Origin of the sequence: Streptomyces sp. NPDC090499 (genome assembly GCF_044769305.1) — a bacterium.
GTDB lineage: Bacteria > Actinomycetota > Actinomycetes > Streptomycetales > Streptomycetaceae > Streptomyces.
On sequence record NZ_JBIVXP010000021.1, the window covers coordinates 117,585 to 133,509 of the forward strand.

The window sequence follows — 15,925 nt, forward strand, 5'->3', positions numbered from 1 at the left end:
TGTCTCTGAGGCAAGAAAATTGCCTCGGAGACAAAGCTGCGGCTGAATGGAGGCATGAGCTCCTCCGCGAACGAGCGGGCGGGCGGGCCGGTCGAGGACCTGCCCGTCGTCGCCCCGCAGCTGCGCGCCCTGCGCCGCCGCGCCGGCCTCACCCTGGAGGCCGCCGCCCGCGACGCCGGGCTGTCGCCCGCGCACCTGTCCCGGCTGGAGACCGGGCAGCGGCAGCCCTCGCTGCCGATGCTGCTCGCGCTCGCGCGTGTCTACGGTACGACGGTATCGGATCTGCTGGGGGAGACCGTCGCCGACCGGGACGCGATCGTGCGGGCCGGCGACATGGAACCGACCCATGCCGGCGGCTGGACGTACTGGCAGGCCGGTGCGTCCGGCCGGGGGATGCAGGCGCTGCGCGTCCGGGTGCCGTACGGCTCCCAGGGCGACATCGTGCGCGTGCATCCCGGCGAGGAGTGGCTGTACGTCCTGCGCGGCCGGCTCCGGCTGCGTCTCGGTGACACGATCCATGTGCTCGCGCCCGGCGACAGCGCGCACTTCGACTCGCTGACCCCGCACCGGCTCGCCGCCGAGGACCACGACGGGGTCGAGCTCCTGTTCGTCCACACCCTGCTGCAGAGCCCCACGGCCACCCTGTGCCTGGGCCCCAGCACTGGCATCACTGGAGAGCTGCCGTGAGCAACATCGAGGAGAAGTTCCCCCGGTCCCTGTGGATCCGGCTGGTCATCTATCTCGCCGTCGGGCACGTCCTGGCAGGCTTCCTCTTTCTGCTGTTCTCCCTCGGTGGCAAGGGCTGAGCCGCGGCCTTCCGCCCGGCCTCAGTCGAGCAGGCGCTCGCGCAGCCGCTCCCGGGTCTCCGGGGCCAGCTTCAGGCCCTGCTCCAGGTAGGTGTCGACGTCGCCCCAGGTCTCGTGGATGCTCTCGAAGGCCGCCGCGAGGTACTCCGCGCGGGCGTCGAAGAGCGGGCTGAGCAGCTCCATCACCTCGGGGCTGTACACGCTCTCCCCGCTGCCGCTGCGCCGCACCTTGTAGCGGCGGTGCTTGGCGTTGGACTCCAGGTAGTCCACGAGGATCGCGTCCCGCTCCACACCCACCGCGAGCAGCGTCACGGCTATGGAGATGCCCGCCCGGTCCTTGCCGGCCGCGCAGTGCATCAGCGCCGGGACGCTGTCCTCGGCGAGCGCGTGCAGCACGCGCGAGTGCTCGTCGGTGCGGTCCTTGACGATCGAGCGGTACGAGGTGACCATCCGGGCCGCGGCCTTGCCGTCGCCCAGGAGTGCGCGCAGCTGGTCGATCTCGCCCTCACGGACCATCTTCCAGAAGTCGGCGCCGTGCGCCGGGTCGGTCAGCGGCAGGTTCAGGTTCCGTACGCCGGGCAGCTCGACGTCCGGGCCCTCCAGCTTCTGGTCGGCCGCGTTGCGGAAGTCGAAGATCGTGTGCAGACCGAGCGAGCCGAGGAACTCCGCGTCCTCTTCCGTCGCGTGCGCCAGATGGCCGCTGCGGAACAGCACGCCCGGCCGCACCCGGCGCCCGTCCACGGTCGGCAGGCCGCCCACGTCACGGAAGTTGCGCACACCGGCCAGCTCGGGCTCGGTCGACGGGACCTGCTGCGTCACGGGGGGCTCCTCCCGGTCGGACCCGTCGGCGCTGCTCGTCGACGGGCACTGGACCGACCATACGACATCGGTTTCCACAGGCAATGAGTTGTCCACAGGCAGCGCCTCCGCGGCCAGTGGCCCTTGCCTCCGGGGCCCGTGGCCCCGGATGATGTTGGTGCTTGAGTGGATCTGTTGGCACCTGTGTGAGGTTTCTCGATGGTGGACATCGCCGAAAACGGTCGTACCTGGCTGCTGTCGGGCCCCGGCAGCAGCTATGCGCTGCATCTGACGGAGACCGACGAACTGCTCCACCTGCACTGGGGGCCCAGGATCCGGCTCGCCGACGCCGAGGAGCTCAGCACCCGGGCACTGCCCGACTACTGGGCCTTCGAGTCCCCGCTGGACGGCCGCGAGGAGTACCCCGTCGAGGGCGGCCCCCGCTTCGTCCGCCCCGCGCTGTCCGTGCGGACCGAGGAGCGCCGGGGCACCGAGTGGACCTTCGGGTCGTACGAGGTCGTCGAGGACGACGAGCTCCGGCTGCGCTTCACGGACGACGGCATCGTCATCACGCTGCACTACCGGATGCGCGGCGATGTCGTCGAGCGCTGGGTGACCGTCGACAACGAGGCGCACGCGCGCGTGGAGCTGCTGCGCGCCGACCCCGCCGCCTGGACGCTCCCCGACCGCGAGGGCTGGCGGCTCTCCCAGCTGCACGGCCGCTGGGCCGCCGAGTCCCGGCTCACCAGCGCCCCGCTCACCTACGGCGAGAAGGTCATCGGCAGCCGCCGCGGCCATACCAGCCACCAGCACCTGCCCTGGGTCGCCCTCGACACCGACGCCACCGAGGAGCGCGGCGAGGTCTGGGGCTGCGCCCTCGGCTGGTCCGGCTCCTGGCGCATCGCGGTCGCCCAACTTCCCGACGCGCGCGTGCAGATCACCGGCGGCGCCGGCTACGACGACTCGGGCCTGCTGATGCTGGCCGAGGGCGAGTCGTACACCAGCCCGGTCTTCGCGGGCCTGTGGACCGACGGCGGCTTCGGCGGGGCGAGCCGCGCCTGGCACGCCTACCAGCGGGCGTACATCATCCCGGACGCCGACCAGGACCGGCCGGTGCTTTTCAACTCCTGGGAGGCCACCACCTTCGACATCTCCGAGGAGCAGCAGGCCACCCTCGCCCGCCGGGCCGCCGCGATCGGCGTCGAGCTGTTCGTGGTGGACGACGGCTGGTTCGGCGCCCGCACCAGTGACCGCGCCGGCCTCGGCGACTGGACGCCCAACCCCGACCGCTTCCCCAAGGGCCTCAAGCCCCTCGCCGACTACGTGCACGCCCTCGGCATGGAGTTCGGCATCTGGGTCGAGCCCGAGATGGTCAACCCGGACAGCGACCTGTACCGCGCCCACCCCGACTGGGTGCAGTACCAGGAGGGACGGAAGCGGACCGAACTCCGCAACCAGCTTGTCCTCAACCTCGCCCGCGAGGACGTCCGGGAATACCTCTGGGAGCAGCTCGACACCCTGCTGTCCAGCGCCCCGATCGACTACGTCAAGTGGGACTTCAACCGCTGCTTCACGGACGCGGGCTGGCCCGGCGAGCCCTACCCGCAGCGCCTGTGGGTCGACCACGTGCGCGGGCTGTACGCGCTGCTCGACCGGATCCGCGCGGCCCACCCGAACGTCGCCATCGAGTCCTGCTCCGGCGGTGGCGGGCGGATCGACCTCGGGATCATGAGCCGTACCGACGAGGTGTGGACCTCCGACAACACCGACCCGCTGGACCGCCTCGCCATCCAGCACGGCTTCAGCCAGATCCACCCTGCCCGGGTGATGTCCGCCTGGGTCACCGACAGCCCGAACCACCAGCTCAACGGCCGGGTCAGCTCGCTGCGTTTCCGGTTCGTCAGCTCCATGGCCGGGGCGCTCGGGGTCGGCGGCGACCTCTCGAACTGGACCGAGGAAGAGCTCGCCGAGGCCGGCCGTTGGGTGGAGCTCTACAAGGAGATCAGGCCCCTGGTGCAGCGCGGCGACCAGTTCCGGCTGCGGCCGCCGGCCGGCGGGCTCAGCGCGGTGCAGTACACGCTCGGCGACGAGACCGTCGTCCTGGCCTGGCTGCAGGCGCAGAGCTACGGCGAGCCGGCGCCGGCGCTGCGGCTGCAGGGGCTTGACCCGACCGCGTCGTACGAATGCCGTGAAACGGGCGAAGTGCACCGGGGTGCGGTGCTGTTGCACCACGGGCTGCGCACCGGGCTGAAGGGCGACCTGGATGCGGCGGTCTTCCGACTCCGCCGGATCTGAGGCATCTGCCCGAATTGGTACTTTCATTACGACTTGCTCCGGAATAAGTGGACGTGGCGTGACGTGCGTGAGGAGCGTCATATTCGTGACCGTCCGTCGCGCGTCATGCTCACGTAATGCCGATATTTCGCAGGCGAATTGGAAATCCGAATGGGCCGGAATTCACGGAGGGTGACCGGAATTCCCGGTAACGGATCAAGTCGGGACCTGACGGCCGGAACCGGGCGCTTGTCCACGTCCGTCTCACTCGCTTACGTTCGCCACACATCCGGGCGGAACGCCGAATCCTGCCGCCGCCCGGAGTCCCCACACACACTCACCCGTGCCCGGCAGGAGCGGGGGACCCGCCAGGTATGACCGCCTGTTCCGGTTCCCGGGACGGCTAGGGGTGTAGCCACGTCTTCCGGTGTGGCCGGGCAGCTCCAGCCCGAACCCGACAGCTCACCTCGCAGGCGCAGGAGAGGAATGCGCCATGCCCGCGAAGGGTAAGCACCGCCGTCCCAAGTCCCAGCGCCTCACTCGTTCGATGGCCGTCGCCGGAACCGGCGGTGCCGCGCTGGCCCTGCCGCTCATGGGGGCCGCCGGCGCCCACGCGGCCACCACGCAGTCCCTTTCCGAAAAGACCACCCAGTCGCTTCCCGTCGTCGAGAAGGCCGCGGTGAAGGAGGCGCCCGCAGGGAATTCCGGCACCGCGCATTCCGCACGGCGGATCTACACGGTGGTCCCCGGTGACTATCTCGCGAAGATCGCCCGTGACCAGAACGTCCGCGGTGGCTGGCACCGGCTCTACGCCGACAACCGGCAGGCGGTCGGCGGCAACCCCTCGCTGATCCACCCCGGCCTCAGGCTCACCCTCGGCGGCCGGCACGCCGCGCCGACGGACTCCGGCTCCCGTCACGAGGCGCAGTCGAACCCGCAGTCGTCCACCTCGTCCTCGGCCCCGTCCTCGTCTGGTTCCTCGGCCTCGTCCGATTCCCTGGGTTCCTCGAGCAGTTCGGTCAATTCGGGCAATTCGGTCGCGACTGCTTTCGGCTTCACCCTCCCGGTCTCCGGTGGCACCATCGGCACCGGCTACCACGTGGCCGGCAGCATGTGGTCCAGCGGCTACCACACTGGCGTCGACTTCGTCGTCCCGACCGGCACCCCGGTCAAGGCCGTCGGTGCCGGCACGGTCGTCACGGCCGGCTGGGGCGGCGCTTACGGCAACCAGGTCGTCATCCGGCTCGCCGACGGCTACTACGCGCAGTACGGCCATCTCTCCGCCCTGTCGGTCTCGGTCGGCCAGACCGTGACTGCGGGCCAGCAGATCGGCCTCTCCGGCGCGACCGGCAACGTGACAGGCCCGCACCTGCACTTCGAGATCCGCACCACCCCCGACTACGGCTCGGACGTGGACCCGGTCGCCTACCTCCGCTCCAAGGGCGTCACCGTCGGCTGACCGCGCGGCCCCGGCCTGCGGTGTTTCCGGGGTCGCCCCACACGCGGCCCCGGAACTCGATCAACACTTCAACGCCGCTGGTCAGGGACTTATTCCAAGATTGGCAAAGTATTTAAGGGTGTCTTATCTCACCGAGCGTCAACCCCTTATTACGGTCGCGTAGGTCACAGCCGAAGGTGAATCATGGCCCGATGTGGGAGACGATTCGAAGAGTGACAATGCATCAGTGATCGGGTCGTACGCAGCGGTGGGGGACAGCTTCACCGAGGGCGTGGGAGACCCCGGCCCCGACGGGGCGTTCGTCGGCTGGGCCGACCGGTTCGCGGTACTGCTGTCCGACCGGCAGCCCGAGGGCGACTTCAGTTACACCAACCTCGCCGTGCGCGGGAAACTGCTCGACCAGATCGTGGCGGACCAGGTGCCGCAGGCCCTGGAACTCGCCCCGGACTTGGTCTCCTTCTGCGCGGGCGGCAACGACATCATCCGCCCCGGCACCGACCCCGACGAGGTGGCCGAGCGGTTCGAGCGGGCCGTGGCCCGGCTGACCGAGGCCGTCGGCACGGTGCTCGTGACCACCGGCTTCGACACCCGGGGCGTGCCCGTCCTCAAGCACCTGCGCGGCAAGATCGCCACGTACAACGGACACGTCCGGGCCATCGCCGACCGCTACGGCTGCCCGGTCCTCGACCTGTGGTCCCTCAAGACCGTGCAGGACCGGCGGGCCTGGGACGGCGACCGCCTGCACCTGTCCCCCGAGGGGCACACGCGCGTGGCGCTGCGCGCCGGTCAGGTGCTCGGCGTCGAGGTGCCGGCCGACCCCGACCAGCCGTGGCCCCCGCTGCCGCCCCGCGGCACCCTGGAGGTCCGCCGCGACGACGTGCACTGGGCCCGCGAGTACCTGGTCCCCTGGATCGGGCGCCGGCTGCGCGGCGAGTCGTCCGGCGACCACGTGACGGCCAAGGGGGCGCTCTCCCCGGACGACATCAAGATGCGGATCGCCTCCGTGGCCTGAGGCGGAACCGGCGGGTAAGGGGCGGCCGCACTGCGGGCCGCCCCTTACTCCTGCTCGGGCAGCCCGAGTTCGCGGGCCAGCGCCTCGTCGGCCCACGCCTGGGCCCTGGCCCGGGGGACGGCGCCGGGGTACGAGGTCAGCTGGACGGCGAGCCCGTCGAGCAGCGCGGTCAGCCGCAGCGCCGCCGCCGTGGGGTCGGGGCACCGGAACTCGCCGGCCGCCACCCCCTCGGCGATGACCTCGGCGATGGCCGCCTTCCACTGCTGGTCCAGCCCCTTGGTGACGTCCCGCAGCGCGGGCTCCCGCAACGCCACCGCCCAGCCCTCGATCCACAGCCGCCAGCCCTTGGCCTGTCCGGTCGGCGCGTACCAGCGCACCGCGGCCCGCAGCCGGCGCAGCGCCGACGTACGGCGGCCCAGCAGCTTGCGCAGATGCGCCAGGTCGTCCTCGGCGGCATAGGTGAAGGCGGCGGCGACCAGCTTCTCCTTCGTCGAGAAGTGGTACAGCACCAGGGCGTTGCTCACCCCGAGGGCCGAGGCCACATCGGCGATCCGGACCGCCGCCACGCCCCGCGCCTCGATCTGCTCGATGGCGGCCCGCAGCAGTTCCTCCCGCCGCTCGGCCACGCTCAACCGCACTCTCGCCACGCGGTCACCCTAATCGGTCGTCCCGCCACCCGCGTTGCCGTCTCAGGCCAGCGGCAGCCGCATGATCGTCAGGTCCAGCCAGCGGCCGAACTTGGTGCCCACCTCCCGGACCGTGCCGACGTGCTCGAAGCCGAACCGGTCGTGCAGCCGGACCGACGCGGCGTTCCCGGCCTCGATGCCGGCGATCATGACGTGGTGGCCGGCCTCGCGCGCCGCGGCGATGAGCGGGCCGAGCAGCGCGGAGCCGATGCCGAGCCCGTGGCTGCCCTCGCGGACGTAGACCGAGTTCTCCACCGTGTGCCGGTAGCCGTCCAGGGCGCGCCACGGGCCGTAGACCGCGAACCCCGCCACCTCGCCCGGCGCGTCGGCCGACTCGGCCACCAGCGCCGAGCCGCGTTCCAGGTGGGCGGCGAACCAGGCCGCGCCCTCGGCGGGGGACTGCGGGGTCTCGGTCCACAGGGCCGTCGAGTGCTCGATCGCATGGTTGCGGATCGCGCGGACGGCCTCCTCGTCACCCGGCCGGGCCGGACGCACGGCCACCAGCCCTCTCTCGTATATTGGATTCATGTCCAACATAGTAGAACCATCGGCCGACCCCTTGGTGCGGCAGATCGCCGCCCGGGTCCGCACCGAGCGGGAGCGCCGCCGCTGGACGCTGGCACAGCTCGCGGACGCCTCCGGTGTCTCCCCGGCGATGATCAGCCGGATCGAGCGCGGCGAGAGCAGCCCTACCGCGGTCGTCCTCGGCAAGCTGTCCGCCGCCTTCCGCATCGGCGTCGCCTCGCTGCTGGCCCCCGCCGAAGGCGCGCACGACGCGCAGGAGTCCGCGGCCGACACCCCGGGTGTACGGCGCGCCGCCGACGCCGCCGAATGGCGCGACCCCGGCACCGGCTACCGGCGCCGCCAGATCACCGGCCCGCGCTTCCCGGCGGAGATCGCCGAGATCCGGCTGCCCGCCGGAGCCCGGGTGCCCTACCCTGCCGCGGCCTTCGCCTTCGTACGGCAGCTCGTCTGGGTCCTCGACGGCCGCCTCACCTTCCACGACGGAGACACGGTCCACGAACTGGACGCCGGCGACACCGTCGAACTCGGCGCACCGGCCGAGCGCGTCTTCGCCAACACCACCGACGCCGAATGCCGCTACGCCGTCGTCCTCACCCGCGACGCGCAGCCGTGACCCCGCCGCTGCCCCGCGGCGGCACGGTCCTGCTGGCCGTCCTGGCCGGGACGGCGATCGCGAACAACTACGCCGTGCAGCCCGCGCTCACGGCGGTCGCCACCGACCTGGACGTGCCGCTCGCCACGATCGGCCTGGTGCCGACCGCCGCGCTCGCCGGCAGCATGACCGGCTTCGCCCTGCTGCTTCCGCTCACCGACCACCTCGCCCCGAACCGCCTGGTCGCCACAGAGCTCACGGCCCTGGCCGCCGCCCTGGCGCTCGCCGCCACCGCACACCATGCGGCCGTCCTGCTGGCCGCCTACCTGCTCGTCGGCGCCGCCGCGAGCGTGGCCGCCCAGGCCGGCAACATCGCCGGCCGTCATGCCCGGCCGGGCCGCGCCGGAACCGGCGTCGCCCTCGTGGCCGCCGGCATGTCGGCCGGCATCCTGCTCAGCCGGCTCGTCGGCGGCGCCCTCACCGACGCCTTCGGCTGGCGCCGGATGCTCCTGGTCTTCGCCGCCCTCGCCCTGCTCGGCGCGCTCGCCGCCGCGACGCTCCTGCCCCGGCACCGGCCGCCCGCCGCCCGCGGCTACCGGGCCACCCTGACCGCCCTCCCGCCGCTGCTCCTGCGCCGGCCGGGACTGCGCCGCACGGTGGCCACCGGAGCGCTCTGGTACTTCGCCTTCAACCTCGTCTGGATCGCCCTCACCCTGGCCCTGGCCCAGCCGCCGCACTCCCTCGGCCCGACCGCCATCGGCCTCTACAGCCTGGCCGGGCTGCTCGGCTTCGCCGCGCTTCCGTACACCGGCCGCCTCACCGACCGGTACGGCCCGCACACGGTGATCGGCGTCTCGATGGCAGCCGCCGCGGCCGGTGCCGCCCTGCTGGCCACGGGCCTGGACGCCCCCTGGCGCACGGCCCTCGGCCTCGCCCTCTTCGACGCCGGCTGCTTCGCCGCCCAGGCCGCCAACCAGAGCCGTGTCATCGCCCTCGACCCCGCCCGCTCCGGCAGCCTCAGCAGCGTCTACCTGGTGGTGTACTTCTCGGTCGGCGCCCTGGGCACGGCCGTCGCCGCGCCCCTGCTCGACGTGCTCGGCTGGCCGGGCACCGGCCTCACGGCCGCGGGCGCGCTGCTGCTCGCCGCGGCACTCGGGCGCCGCTGAGGGCGTGGCCGCGTCAGCGGTACCAGCCGAACCGCTCCGCGATCACCGGCAGCCGGTCGGTCACCAGGGCGTGGGCCGCGGCCCGCGGGGTCGTGCCGTCCGCCGCCGCGCGGTCCAGCATCAGCTCCACCAGGGCCCGCATCGAGCGCCGGATGTGGGCGAACGCCTCGTCGGCGGCGGGGCCGATGTCGCCGAACAGGGTCCACCACCACCAGGCGTTGGTGCCCGAGTTGACCACCACGTCCGGCAGCACCGTCACCCCGCGCGCGGTGAGCCGCTCCTCCGCCTCGGAGAGCACGGGCATGTTGGCCGCCTCGACGATCCAGCGGGCGGTGACCAGGTGCTCGTTGGCCGCGTCGACCACGTACGACACCGCCGCCGGCACGAGCACCTCCGCGTCCGCGGACAGCCAGGCGTCACCCGGCAGTTCCACGTCACCGGGGCGCAGCACCGCGCGGTCGACGGTGCCGTACGCGTCCCTCGCGCGCAGCAGCGCCTCGACGTCCAGACCCGCCGGGTTGGCGATCGTCCCCTTGACGTCGGCGACCGCGACGACCGTGAGCCCCGCGCGGGCGAGGAACCGCGCCGTGGCCCCGCCCATCGTGCCGAGCCCCTGCAGGGCGACCCGCGTCCCCGCGTACGGCACTCCGGCCCGGTCCAGCGCCGCCAGCGCCGACTCGGCGACCCCGCAGCCGCCGGCCAGCTCGTCGAGGCCGATCCCGTCCACCTCGACGGCGAAGGCGTCCGCCAGCCGCCGCCGGGCCGCCGCCTCGTCGTCCAGCAGCGGATACACGGCCTGGACCGAGGAGACCAGACCCGCCTCGGCCGCCGCCCGGTCCACCAGGTCCTGGGTGAGCCCCAGGTCCTCGCCGGTGGTCCAGAAACTCTCCACGTACGGTCGCATGGCGCGCAGGTAGCGGACCAGCAGCGGGTACGCCCCCGGGTCCTGCGGATCGCAGTCGATTCCGCCCTTGGCGCCGCCCAGCGGGATGTAGCGGCCCTCGGGGTTGTAGTGCAGGGCCTCCTTCATCGTCATGCCGCGCGCGAGTCCGGTCACCTCCTCCAGCGTGCAGCCGGGCCGCATCCGCAGACCGCCGCTGGCCACGCCCCGCACCAGCCGGTCGACGACCAGGAAGCCCCGGCGGCCGGTGACGTGGTCGGTCCAGACCAGGGACATCAGGGGAGCGGTCACAGGGGCTCCTCGAGAGCGGTGTGAAGGAACGGTGTTACTGAACAGTGGGTCAGTATTGGGAGGCAGGTGGTGCGGTGTCAACGCCGACTGTCGGAAGGGCCGACCATAATGGGGACCTCGGCGACACCACTGGAGGTACCGTGACCGGTTTGCGTTCCCTGAGCTCCGGGCTCCGCGTGCTGCGGCCCGCTGCCTTCGGCGCGGACCCCGGCGGCGCGCGCATGGCCCGTATCCAGGCTTCCCCGCACTTCAAGGACGGTGTCTTCCAGAACCCCGGCGGCACCGCCCGGACGCGGCCCTCGGGCTCGATGCTGGAGTTCGCCAAGACCTACTTCGAGAAGGACCAGCGCGCCCGCAGAGCCCCCCGGGGCACCGTCCCGGTGCACCCCACCACGGTCGCCGACCTCGCCCGGCCCGTCGCCGGCGGTCTGCGGGTGACGTGGATGGGCCACTCCAGCGTCCTCGCCGAGATCGACGGACACCGCGTGCTGTTCGACCCCGTCTGGGGCGAGCGCTGCTCCCCGTTCCCGTTCGCCGGGCCCAGGCGGCTGCACCCGGTGCCGCTGCCGCTCGCCGCGCTCGGCCCGGTCGACGTCGTGGTCATCTCGCACGACCACTACGACCACCTCGACCTGCCCACCATCAAGGCGCTGGCCGGCACGGACACCGTGTTCGCGGTACCGCTCGGCGTCGGCGCCCACCTCGAACAGTGGGGTGTCCCCGCAGGCCGGCTGCGCGAGCTGGACTGGCACGAGGAGACCAGGATCGGCGGACTCACCCTGACCGCTACCCCGGCCCGGCACTTCTGCGGTCGCGGGCTGCGCAACACCCAGCACACCCTGTGGGCGTCCTGGGCCGTCGCCGGCGAGGAGCACCGGATCTACCACAGCGGCGACACCGGCTACTTCGACGGCTTCAAGGAGATCGGCGCCGACCACGGGCCCTTCGACGTGACGATGATCCAGATCGGTGCGTACAGCGAGTTCTGGCCCGACATACACATGACGCCCGAGGAGGGCATGCGCGCCCACCTCGACCTCCAGGGCGGACAGCCGCACGGCGTGCTGCTGCCGATCCACTGGGGCACCTTCAACCTCGCCCCGCACGCCTGGGCCGAGCCGGGGGAGTGGACCAAGGACGCCGGCGACGAGGCGGGCCAGGCGGTCGCACTGCCGCGCCCCGGCGAGCCCTTCGAGCCGTCCGGGAAGCTGCCCGCGGACCCCTGGTGGCGTACGGTCTCGGCGCCCGTCGCCCGGCCGTGGCAGCGCGAGAAGCGGGCCGAGGGCATCCCCGGGCAGGACGACCTCGGCCTCGCGGGCGAACGGTGACGACGGGCATCCGGCGCCGAACGTGACGAAACACCGATGACTCCCGCACGGCTGTGGCGATGCCGTGAAAGTGACGTGCATGCCCCTGCACAACCTGGGCAGGGGCATCGTCATGAGCCATGCACATATGCCAAGTCCTGCTTTCTTACCGGGACTTGAGCTCTCCCGGCGCTTCTACACCGAGGCCGTCCGCCCCCTCCTGGAGGAGGCCGCTCCCGGTACCCCCCACTCCGCCGCCCGCATCGGCGCGGGTTCCGAGGTGCTCGGTTACGACACCGAGCGCTCCACCGACCATGAATGGGGCCCGCGGCTCCAGCTCTTCCTCCACTCCCACGACGTGAACCGCCACGCCGGACGCATCAGACATGTGCTCTCCGAACACCTGCCGAAGACCTTCCAGGGCTGGCCCACCCACTTCGCCGCGACCGGGGACCGCGACATCCGCGTCATGCGGGTCACCGACGGTCCCGTGCACCACCGCGTGGAAGTGACCGGTGTCTCCTCCTGGTTCCGGGCCACCCTCGGCTTCGACCCCGCCTCCGGGGTCACCCCGGCGCACTGGCTCGCCCTGCCCACCCAGATTCTCGCCGAGGCCACCGCGGGAGCCGTCTTCCACGACGGCCTGCACACGCTCACCCCGGCCCGCGCCGCCCTGCGCTGGTACCCGCACGACCTGTGGCTGCACGTCCTCGCCTGCCAATGGCAGCGCATCTCCCAGGAGGAGGCCTTCGTCGGCCGCTGCGGCGAGGCCGGCGACGAACTGGGCTCGGCCGTCGAGGCCGCCCGCCTGGTCCGCGACCTCATGCGGCTCTGCCTGCTGATGGACCGCCGCTACCCGCCGTACGGCAAGTGGCTCGGCAGCGCCTTCGCCCGCACCCCCGCGGCCCCGCGGCTCACCTCCGAACTCGCCGCGGTCCTCGCTGCCACCGACTGGCACCTCCGGGAGCGGCATCTGGCGCAGGCGTACGAGATCGTCGCCCACCTGCACAACGAACTGAACCTCACCGACCGGGTCGACCCGGTCACCCGCCCCTACCACTCCCGCCCCTACCGGGTGCTGCGCGCCGACCGCTTCACCCGGGCCCTCACCGCCCGCATCAAGGACCCGGACATACGGGAGCTGCGCAGGGCCGGCGCGGTGGACCAGTTCGTCGACAGCACGGAGGTCCTGAGCCGCCCGGACCTCGCGCGGGCCGCGACCGACGCCGTGACGGGCATCGACGCGCACGACGGCCCGCCCCGCGCGCCGACGAAGGGCCGCCGGAGCCGCGGCGGTCACCGTGGGTGACGCTCTGGGGGGTGCTGGACGGGGGGTGGGCGACCGCACAGCCGCCCTGACGGGCCGTCCGAGGGCCGCGGGCGGAGGGGAGGCGAGCGGGACGGGGCACCGGAGGCCCTGGCCCGCATCTTCTGCGTGTGACCGTTTCTGAGCAGGTCGGATCGGTGGGTGACTGTTCGAGGGTGGGGCGCCGAGGGGGTTATCGGTCTTTCGTACGACGGCTCATACCAGAGCGGGACCATCTCCGGGGGACTTTGTCAACTGCCCACCGCACATGATGCGTCGGCGACTACTGTGAGTGTCCGTCGGGCGACACGGGGCCGAATTCTTTTGCGGTCCCCTCGCCCGGCACCGCGATGGCGCATGCCCGACTCGCGCGCCCCGCGCGAGAAACCAGGCCCGACGGACCAGTACGAGGACGCAGATGTCTCACCTCCGTGCACCGGCCGCCCGCGCCGACCGCCGTGAGGGCGGCCGGCACGGACGACCGGTCGCCAGACCCGTTCCCGCGCTGCCCGAGACCCACATACGGCCTCAGCTCATGCGACTGGCGGTCCTGCCACCGGTCGCGGTGGCGCTCAGCGGCTGCGCGGCCGTCCTGTTCACCGTCCGCTCCACCGGCGCCCGGCCCAGCCTCACCCTGGTGGCCGTGCTCGCCGGAGCGGTCTCGGTGACGGCCGCCGGCATCGTGATCGCCGCCGTGGCCGCGGGCCGCGCCGCCCGCTCGGTCAGCGACCGCGTCGGCATCCTGCGCCGCAACGCCGCCCGTGGCGAGGCCGATCTGCTCGCCCTCGTCGACGCGCTGCGCCGTGGCGAGACCCCGCCCCAGCGCAAGTCGCGCGGCGGACCGCCCGAGGACGCGGACGACTTCGAGCTGCTCGCCGCCGACCTGTCCCGCGCGCACGACGGCGCCGTCACCGCCGTCGTCCAGGCGGCCCAGCTCTCCAGCCAGGCCGGCAGCGAACAGAAACTGGAGGTCTTCGTCAACCTGGCGCGGCGGCTTCAGTCCCTCGTGCACCGGGAGATCTCGATCCTCGACGAACTCGAGAACGAGATCGAGGACCCGGACCTCCTCAAGGGCCTCTTCCACGTCGACCACCTCGCCACCCGGATCCGACGGCACGCCGAGAACCTCGCCGTCCTCGGCGGCGCCGTGTCCCGGCGGCAATGGAGCAACCCCGTCTCCATGACGGAGGTCCTGCGCTCCGCCATCGCCGAGGTCGAGCAGTACTCCCGGGTCAAGCTCGTCCCGCCGATCGACGGCGAACTGCGCGGCCACGCCGTCGCCGACGTCATCCACCTCCTCGCCGAACTCGTCGAGAACGCCACGGTGTTCTCCGCCCCGCACACCCAGGTGCTGCTCCGCGCCAACCTCGTCACCTCAGGCCTCGCGGTCGAGGTCGAGGACCGCGGACTCGGCATGCCGGTCGGCGAACAGTCCAAGATGAACGCCCTGCTCGCCGACCCCGACCAGGTCAACGTCGCCAGCCTGCTCGCCGACGGCCGCATCGGCCTCTTTGTCGTCTCCCAGCTCGCCCGCCGGCACGGCATCAACGTCCGCCTCCAGACCAACATCTACGGCGGCGTCCAGGCCGTCCTCGTCGTCCCGCAGGGCCTGCTGGGCACGGCGCCGGGCGTGTCCGGCGCACCGGGTTCGGTTCCGCAGCCGCTCGACACGGCGCACGGGGGCGGCGCGCCGGGGACGCAGACCGGTGCGCCCGGCACCGGAGGGGCCCGGCCGTCCGACGGCACCGGGGCGTCGGCGGGCGTCCGCGGCACCGCCGGGCCGGACACGGGAGCCCGGAGCAGGTCCGCCGCGGCCGGACCGCCGGCCGGCGGCGGGCCCGTCCAGCACCAGAGCCCCACTCCCGCCCCCGCCACCGGCGGGCGGCGCCGGCACGCGCAGCACGACGGTGCGCCCGCGCCGTTGCCGGTGCGCGGTGCCCAGGAGACCCGCCCCAACCCCGCCGAGGCACTGCCCGGCATCCGCCCCGAGGACCGGCCGGCGGTCGCCGAGCACGCGGGCGCCCCGCCGGTACCGCGGGTCGGCGCGGTGCGCGGCACGATGGGCAAACCCCAACTGCCGCGTCGCCGCGCCCAGGAGCACATCGTTCCCCAGCTGCGCGGCGGCCCGGCACCCCGCCCGGAGAACGAGAACCCGGCCGGACACGACCCCGGCCTGATGGCCGCCTTCCAGCGCGGCATCGGCCTCGCCGAGGCCCAGCAGCACCTGGAAGCCACCGAGACGGACCCGAACGCCGCGGAGCCGGTGGTCGGGGCACATGGCGCGTCGCCCCATGACGGGTTCACCACCATGGGCTTCGCCGACATGTCCACCCACGACGGATCCGGCGATCGCCGGGCCAACACGTCGCATGCCACGCACCTGGACGCGCCGCACATGGATGCCATGCACATGAGTGCCGGACATATGGGGACACCACATGTGGACACGGCACACATGACGCCGGACCCCATGGCGTCTGATCCCCTGGCCCCAGGGCACATGGCCCCAGGCCACATGACCCCAGGCCACACGACCTCGGACCACACGACCTCGGACCTCATGACCGCGGGTTCCCCGGCCACGGACCACATGGCGCCCGCACACATCAGCCGGGCCCACAGGGACCCCGCCGAGAGCCAGTCCGCGTCCCGGCCCCAGTCGTACTCCCAGGCCCTGCGCCCGGTGCACACCTCCGAATTCACCGCCCGGCCCGACGGGAGCGCACCTGCCGGATGACCAGCACTGTTTCCACCCCCACAGCCGCCCCCACCCGCACCCCCACCCCCACCCCCAGCGCTCCC

The 15,925-nt window shown here is 72.7% G+C and carries 14 protein-coding genes and 1 riboswitch; of the genes, 10 read left to right on the top strand and 4 right to left on the bottom strand.

Going from position 1 to position 15,925, the window contains the following annotated elements:
* The first annotated feature begins 54 nt into the window (after positions 1-54).
* Both ACIQVL_RS43865 and ACIQVL_RS43870 read left to right on the top strand, forming a co-directional pair.
* Positions 55-687: a helix-turn-helix domain-containing protein gene (locus ACIQVL_RS43865; RefSeq protein WP_403435659.1), complete on the top strand. Its 633-nt coding sequence runs from the start codon at positions 55-57 to the stop codon at positions 685-687.
* Positions 684-806, top strand: coding sequence for a DUF6126 family protein (locus tag ACIQVL_RS43870; RefSeq protein WP_355714737.1), 123 nt, complete (start codon positions 684-686; stop codon positions 804-806). Before ACIQVL_RS43865 ends, ACIQVL_RS43870 begins: the two co-directional genes overlap by 4 nt.
* Before the next feature lie 21 nt (positions 807-827).
* Here ACIQVL_RS43870 and ACIQVL_RS43875 read toward each other — a convergent pair whose 3' ends face one another.
* Entirely contained in the window at positions 828-1,625 is a 798-nt protein-coding gene (locus tag ACIQVL_RS43875) for a tyrosine-protein phosphatase (RefSeq protein WP_403478274.1), read from the bottom strand.
* Positions 1,626-1,823: 198 nt separating this feature from the next.
* Between ACIQVL_RS43875 and ACIQVL_RS43880 the strand changes: the two genes are divergently transcribed.
* From ACIQVL_RS43880 to ACIQVL_RS43890, 3 genes are all read left to right on the top strand, one after another.
* Positions 1,824-3,899: an alpha-galactosidase gene (locus ACIQVL_RS43880; RefSeq protein WP_403435663.1), complete on the top strand. Its 2,076-nt coding sequence runs from the start codon at positions 1,824-1,826 to the stop codon at positions 3,897-3,899.
* 307 nt (positions 3,900-4,206) lie between these two features.
* Positions 4,207-4,367, top strand: a riboswitch (cyclic di-AMP (ydaO/yuaA leader).
* A gap of 4 nt (positions 4,368-4,371) precedes the next feature.
* Positions 4,372-5,337 carry a peptidoglycan DD-metalloendopeptidase family protein gene (locus ACIQVL_RS43885; protein WP_403478275.1) on the top strand — a complete coding sequence of 322 codons (966 nt, stop codon included), beginning with the start codon at positions 4,372-4,374 and terminating at the stop codon, positions 5,335-5,337.
* A 226-nt stretch (positions 5,338-5,563) separates the two neighbouring features.
* On the top strand, positions 5,564-6,349 hold the full coding sequence (locus tag ACIQVL_RS43890; RefSeq protein ID WP_403435666.1) for an SGNH/GDSL hydrolase family protein: 786 nt from the start codon (positions 5,564-5,566) through the stop codon (positions 6,347-6,349).
* A 44-nt stretch (positions 6,350-6,393) separates the two neighbouring features.
* Here ACIQVL_RS43890 and ACIQVL_RS43895 read toward each other — a convergent pair whose 3' ends face one another.
* Together ACIQVL_RS43895 and ACIQVL_RS43900 are read right to left on the bottom strand one after the other, a co-directional pair.
* Complete coding sequence (locus ACIQVL_RS43895; protein WP_403435667.1) at positions 6,394-6,996, bottom strand: TetR/AcrR family transcriptional regulator; 603 nt, start codon at positions 6,994-6,996, stop codon at positions 6,394-6,396.
* Positions 6,997-7,038: 42 nt separating this feature from the next.
* Positions 7,039-7,563 (bottom strand): GNAT family N-acetyltransferase, encoded by a 525-nt coding sequence (locus ACIQVL_RS43900; RefSeq protein ID WP_403435669.1) that lies wholly within the window; start codon positions 7,561-7,563, stop codon positions 7,039-7,041.
* On the opposite strand from ACIQVL_RS43900, the gene ACIQVL_RS43905 reads away from it, so the two are divergent.
* Complete coding sequence (locus tag ACIQVL_RS43905) at positions 7,562-8,173, top strand: helix-turn-helix domain-containing protein (RefSeq protein ID WP_403435671.1); 612 nt, start codon at positions 7,562-7,564, stop codon at positions 8,171-8,173. The genes ACIQVL_RS43900 and ACIQVL_RS43905 overlap by 2 nt on opposite strands.
* Positions 8,170-9,318 carry an MFS transporter gene (locus ACIQVL_RS43910; protein ID WP_403435672.1) on the top strand — a complete coding sequence of 383 codons (1,149 nt, stop codon included), beginning with the start codon at positions 8,170-8,172 and terminating at the stop codon, positions 9,316-9,318. Before ACIQVL_RS43905 ends, ACIQVL_RS43910 begins: the two co-directional genes overlap by 4 nt.
* A 13-nt stretch (positions 9,319-9,331) precedes the next feature.
* Here ACIQVL_RS43910 and ACIQVL_RS43915 read toward each other — a convergent pair whose 3' ends face one another.
* Positions 9,332-10,510, bottom strand: a complete 1,179-nt coding sequence (locus ACIQVL_RS43915) for a Glu/Leu/Phe/Val dehydrogenase dimerization domain-containing protein (RefSeq protein WP_403435674.1) — start codon at positions 10,508-10,510, stop codon at positions 9,332-9,334.
* Between the two features lie 140 nt (positions 10,511-10,650).
* On the opposite strand from ACIQVL_RS43915, the gene ACIQVL_RS43920 reads away from it, so the two are divergent.
* The 3 genes from ACIQVL_RS43920 (at position 10,651) to ACIQVL_RS43930 (ending at position 15,860) form a co-directional block, all read left to right on the top strand.
* Positions 10,651-11,838: an MBL fold metallo-hydrolase gene (locus tag ACIQVL_RS43920; RefSeq protein WP_403478276.1), complete on the top strand. Its 1,188-nt coding sequence runs from the start codon at positions 10,651-10,653 to the stop codon at positions 11,836-11,838.
* 127 nt (positions 11,839-11,965) lie between these two features.
* Positions 11,966-13,126: a DUF4037 domain-containing protein gene (locus ACIQVL_RS43925; RefSeq protein WP_403435677.1), complete on the top strand. Its 1,161-nt coding sequence runs from the start codon at positions 11,966-11,968 to the stop codon at positions 13,124-13,126.
* Positions 13,127-13,541: 415 nt separating this feature from the next.
* Positions 13,542-15,860: an ATP-binding protein gene (locus ACIQVL_RS43930; RefSeq protein WP_403478277.1), complete on the top strand. Its 2,319-nt coding sequence runs from the start codon at positions 13,542-13,544 to the stop codon at positions 15,858-15,860.
* Positions 15,861-15,925 lie beyond the last annotated feature (65 nt).

Bases quoted from the DNA above. Each gene is read 5' to 3' on its own strand.
- ACIQVL_RS43900 (WP_403435669.1), bottom strand. From the start codon at position 7,563: ATGAATCCAATATACGAGAGAGGGCTGGTGGCCGTGCGTCCGGCCCGG.
- ACIQVL_RS43880 (WP_403435663.1), top strand. From the start codon at position 1,824: ATGGTGGACATCGCCGAAAACGGTCGTACCTGGCTGCTGTCGGGCCCC.
- ACIQVL_RS43905 (WP_403435671.1), top strand. From the start codon at position 7,562: ATGTCCAACATAGTAGAACCATCGGCCGACCCCTTGGTGCGGCAGATC.
- ACIQVL_RS43885 (WP_403478275.1), top strand. From the start codon at position 4,372: ATGCCCGCGAAGGGTAAGCACCGCCGTCCCAAGTCCCAGCGCCTCACT.
- ACIQVL_RS43925 (WP_403435677.1), top strand. From the start codon at position 11,966: ATGCCAAGTCCTGCTTTCTTACCGGGACTTGAGCTCTCCCGGCGCTTC.
- ACIQVL_RS43930 (WP_403478277.1), top strand. From the start codon at position 13,542: ATGTCTCACCTCCGTGCACCGGCCGCCCGCGCCGACCGCCGTGAGGGC.
- ACIQVL_RS43865 (WP_403435659.1), top strand. From the start codon at position 55: ATGAGCTCCTCCGCGAACGAGCGGGCGGGCGGGCCGGTCGAGGACCTG.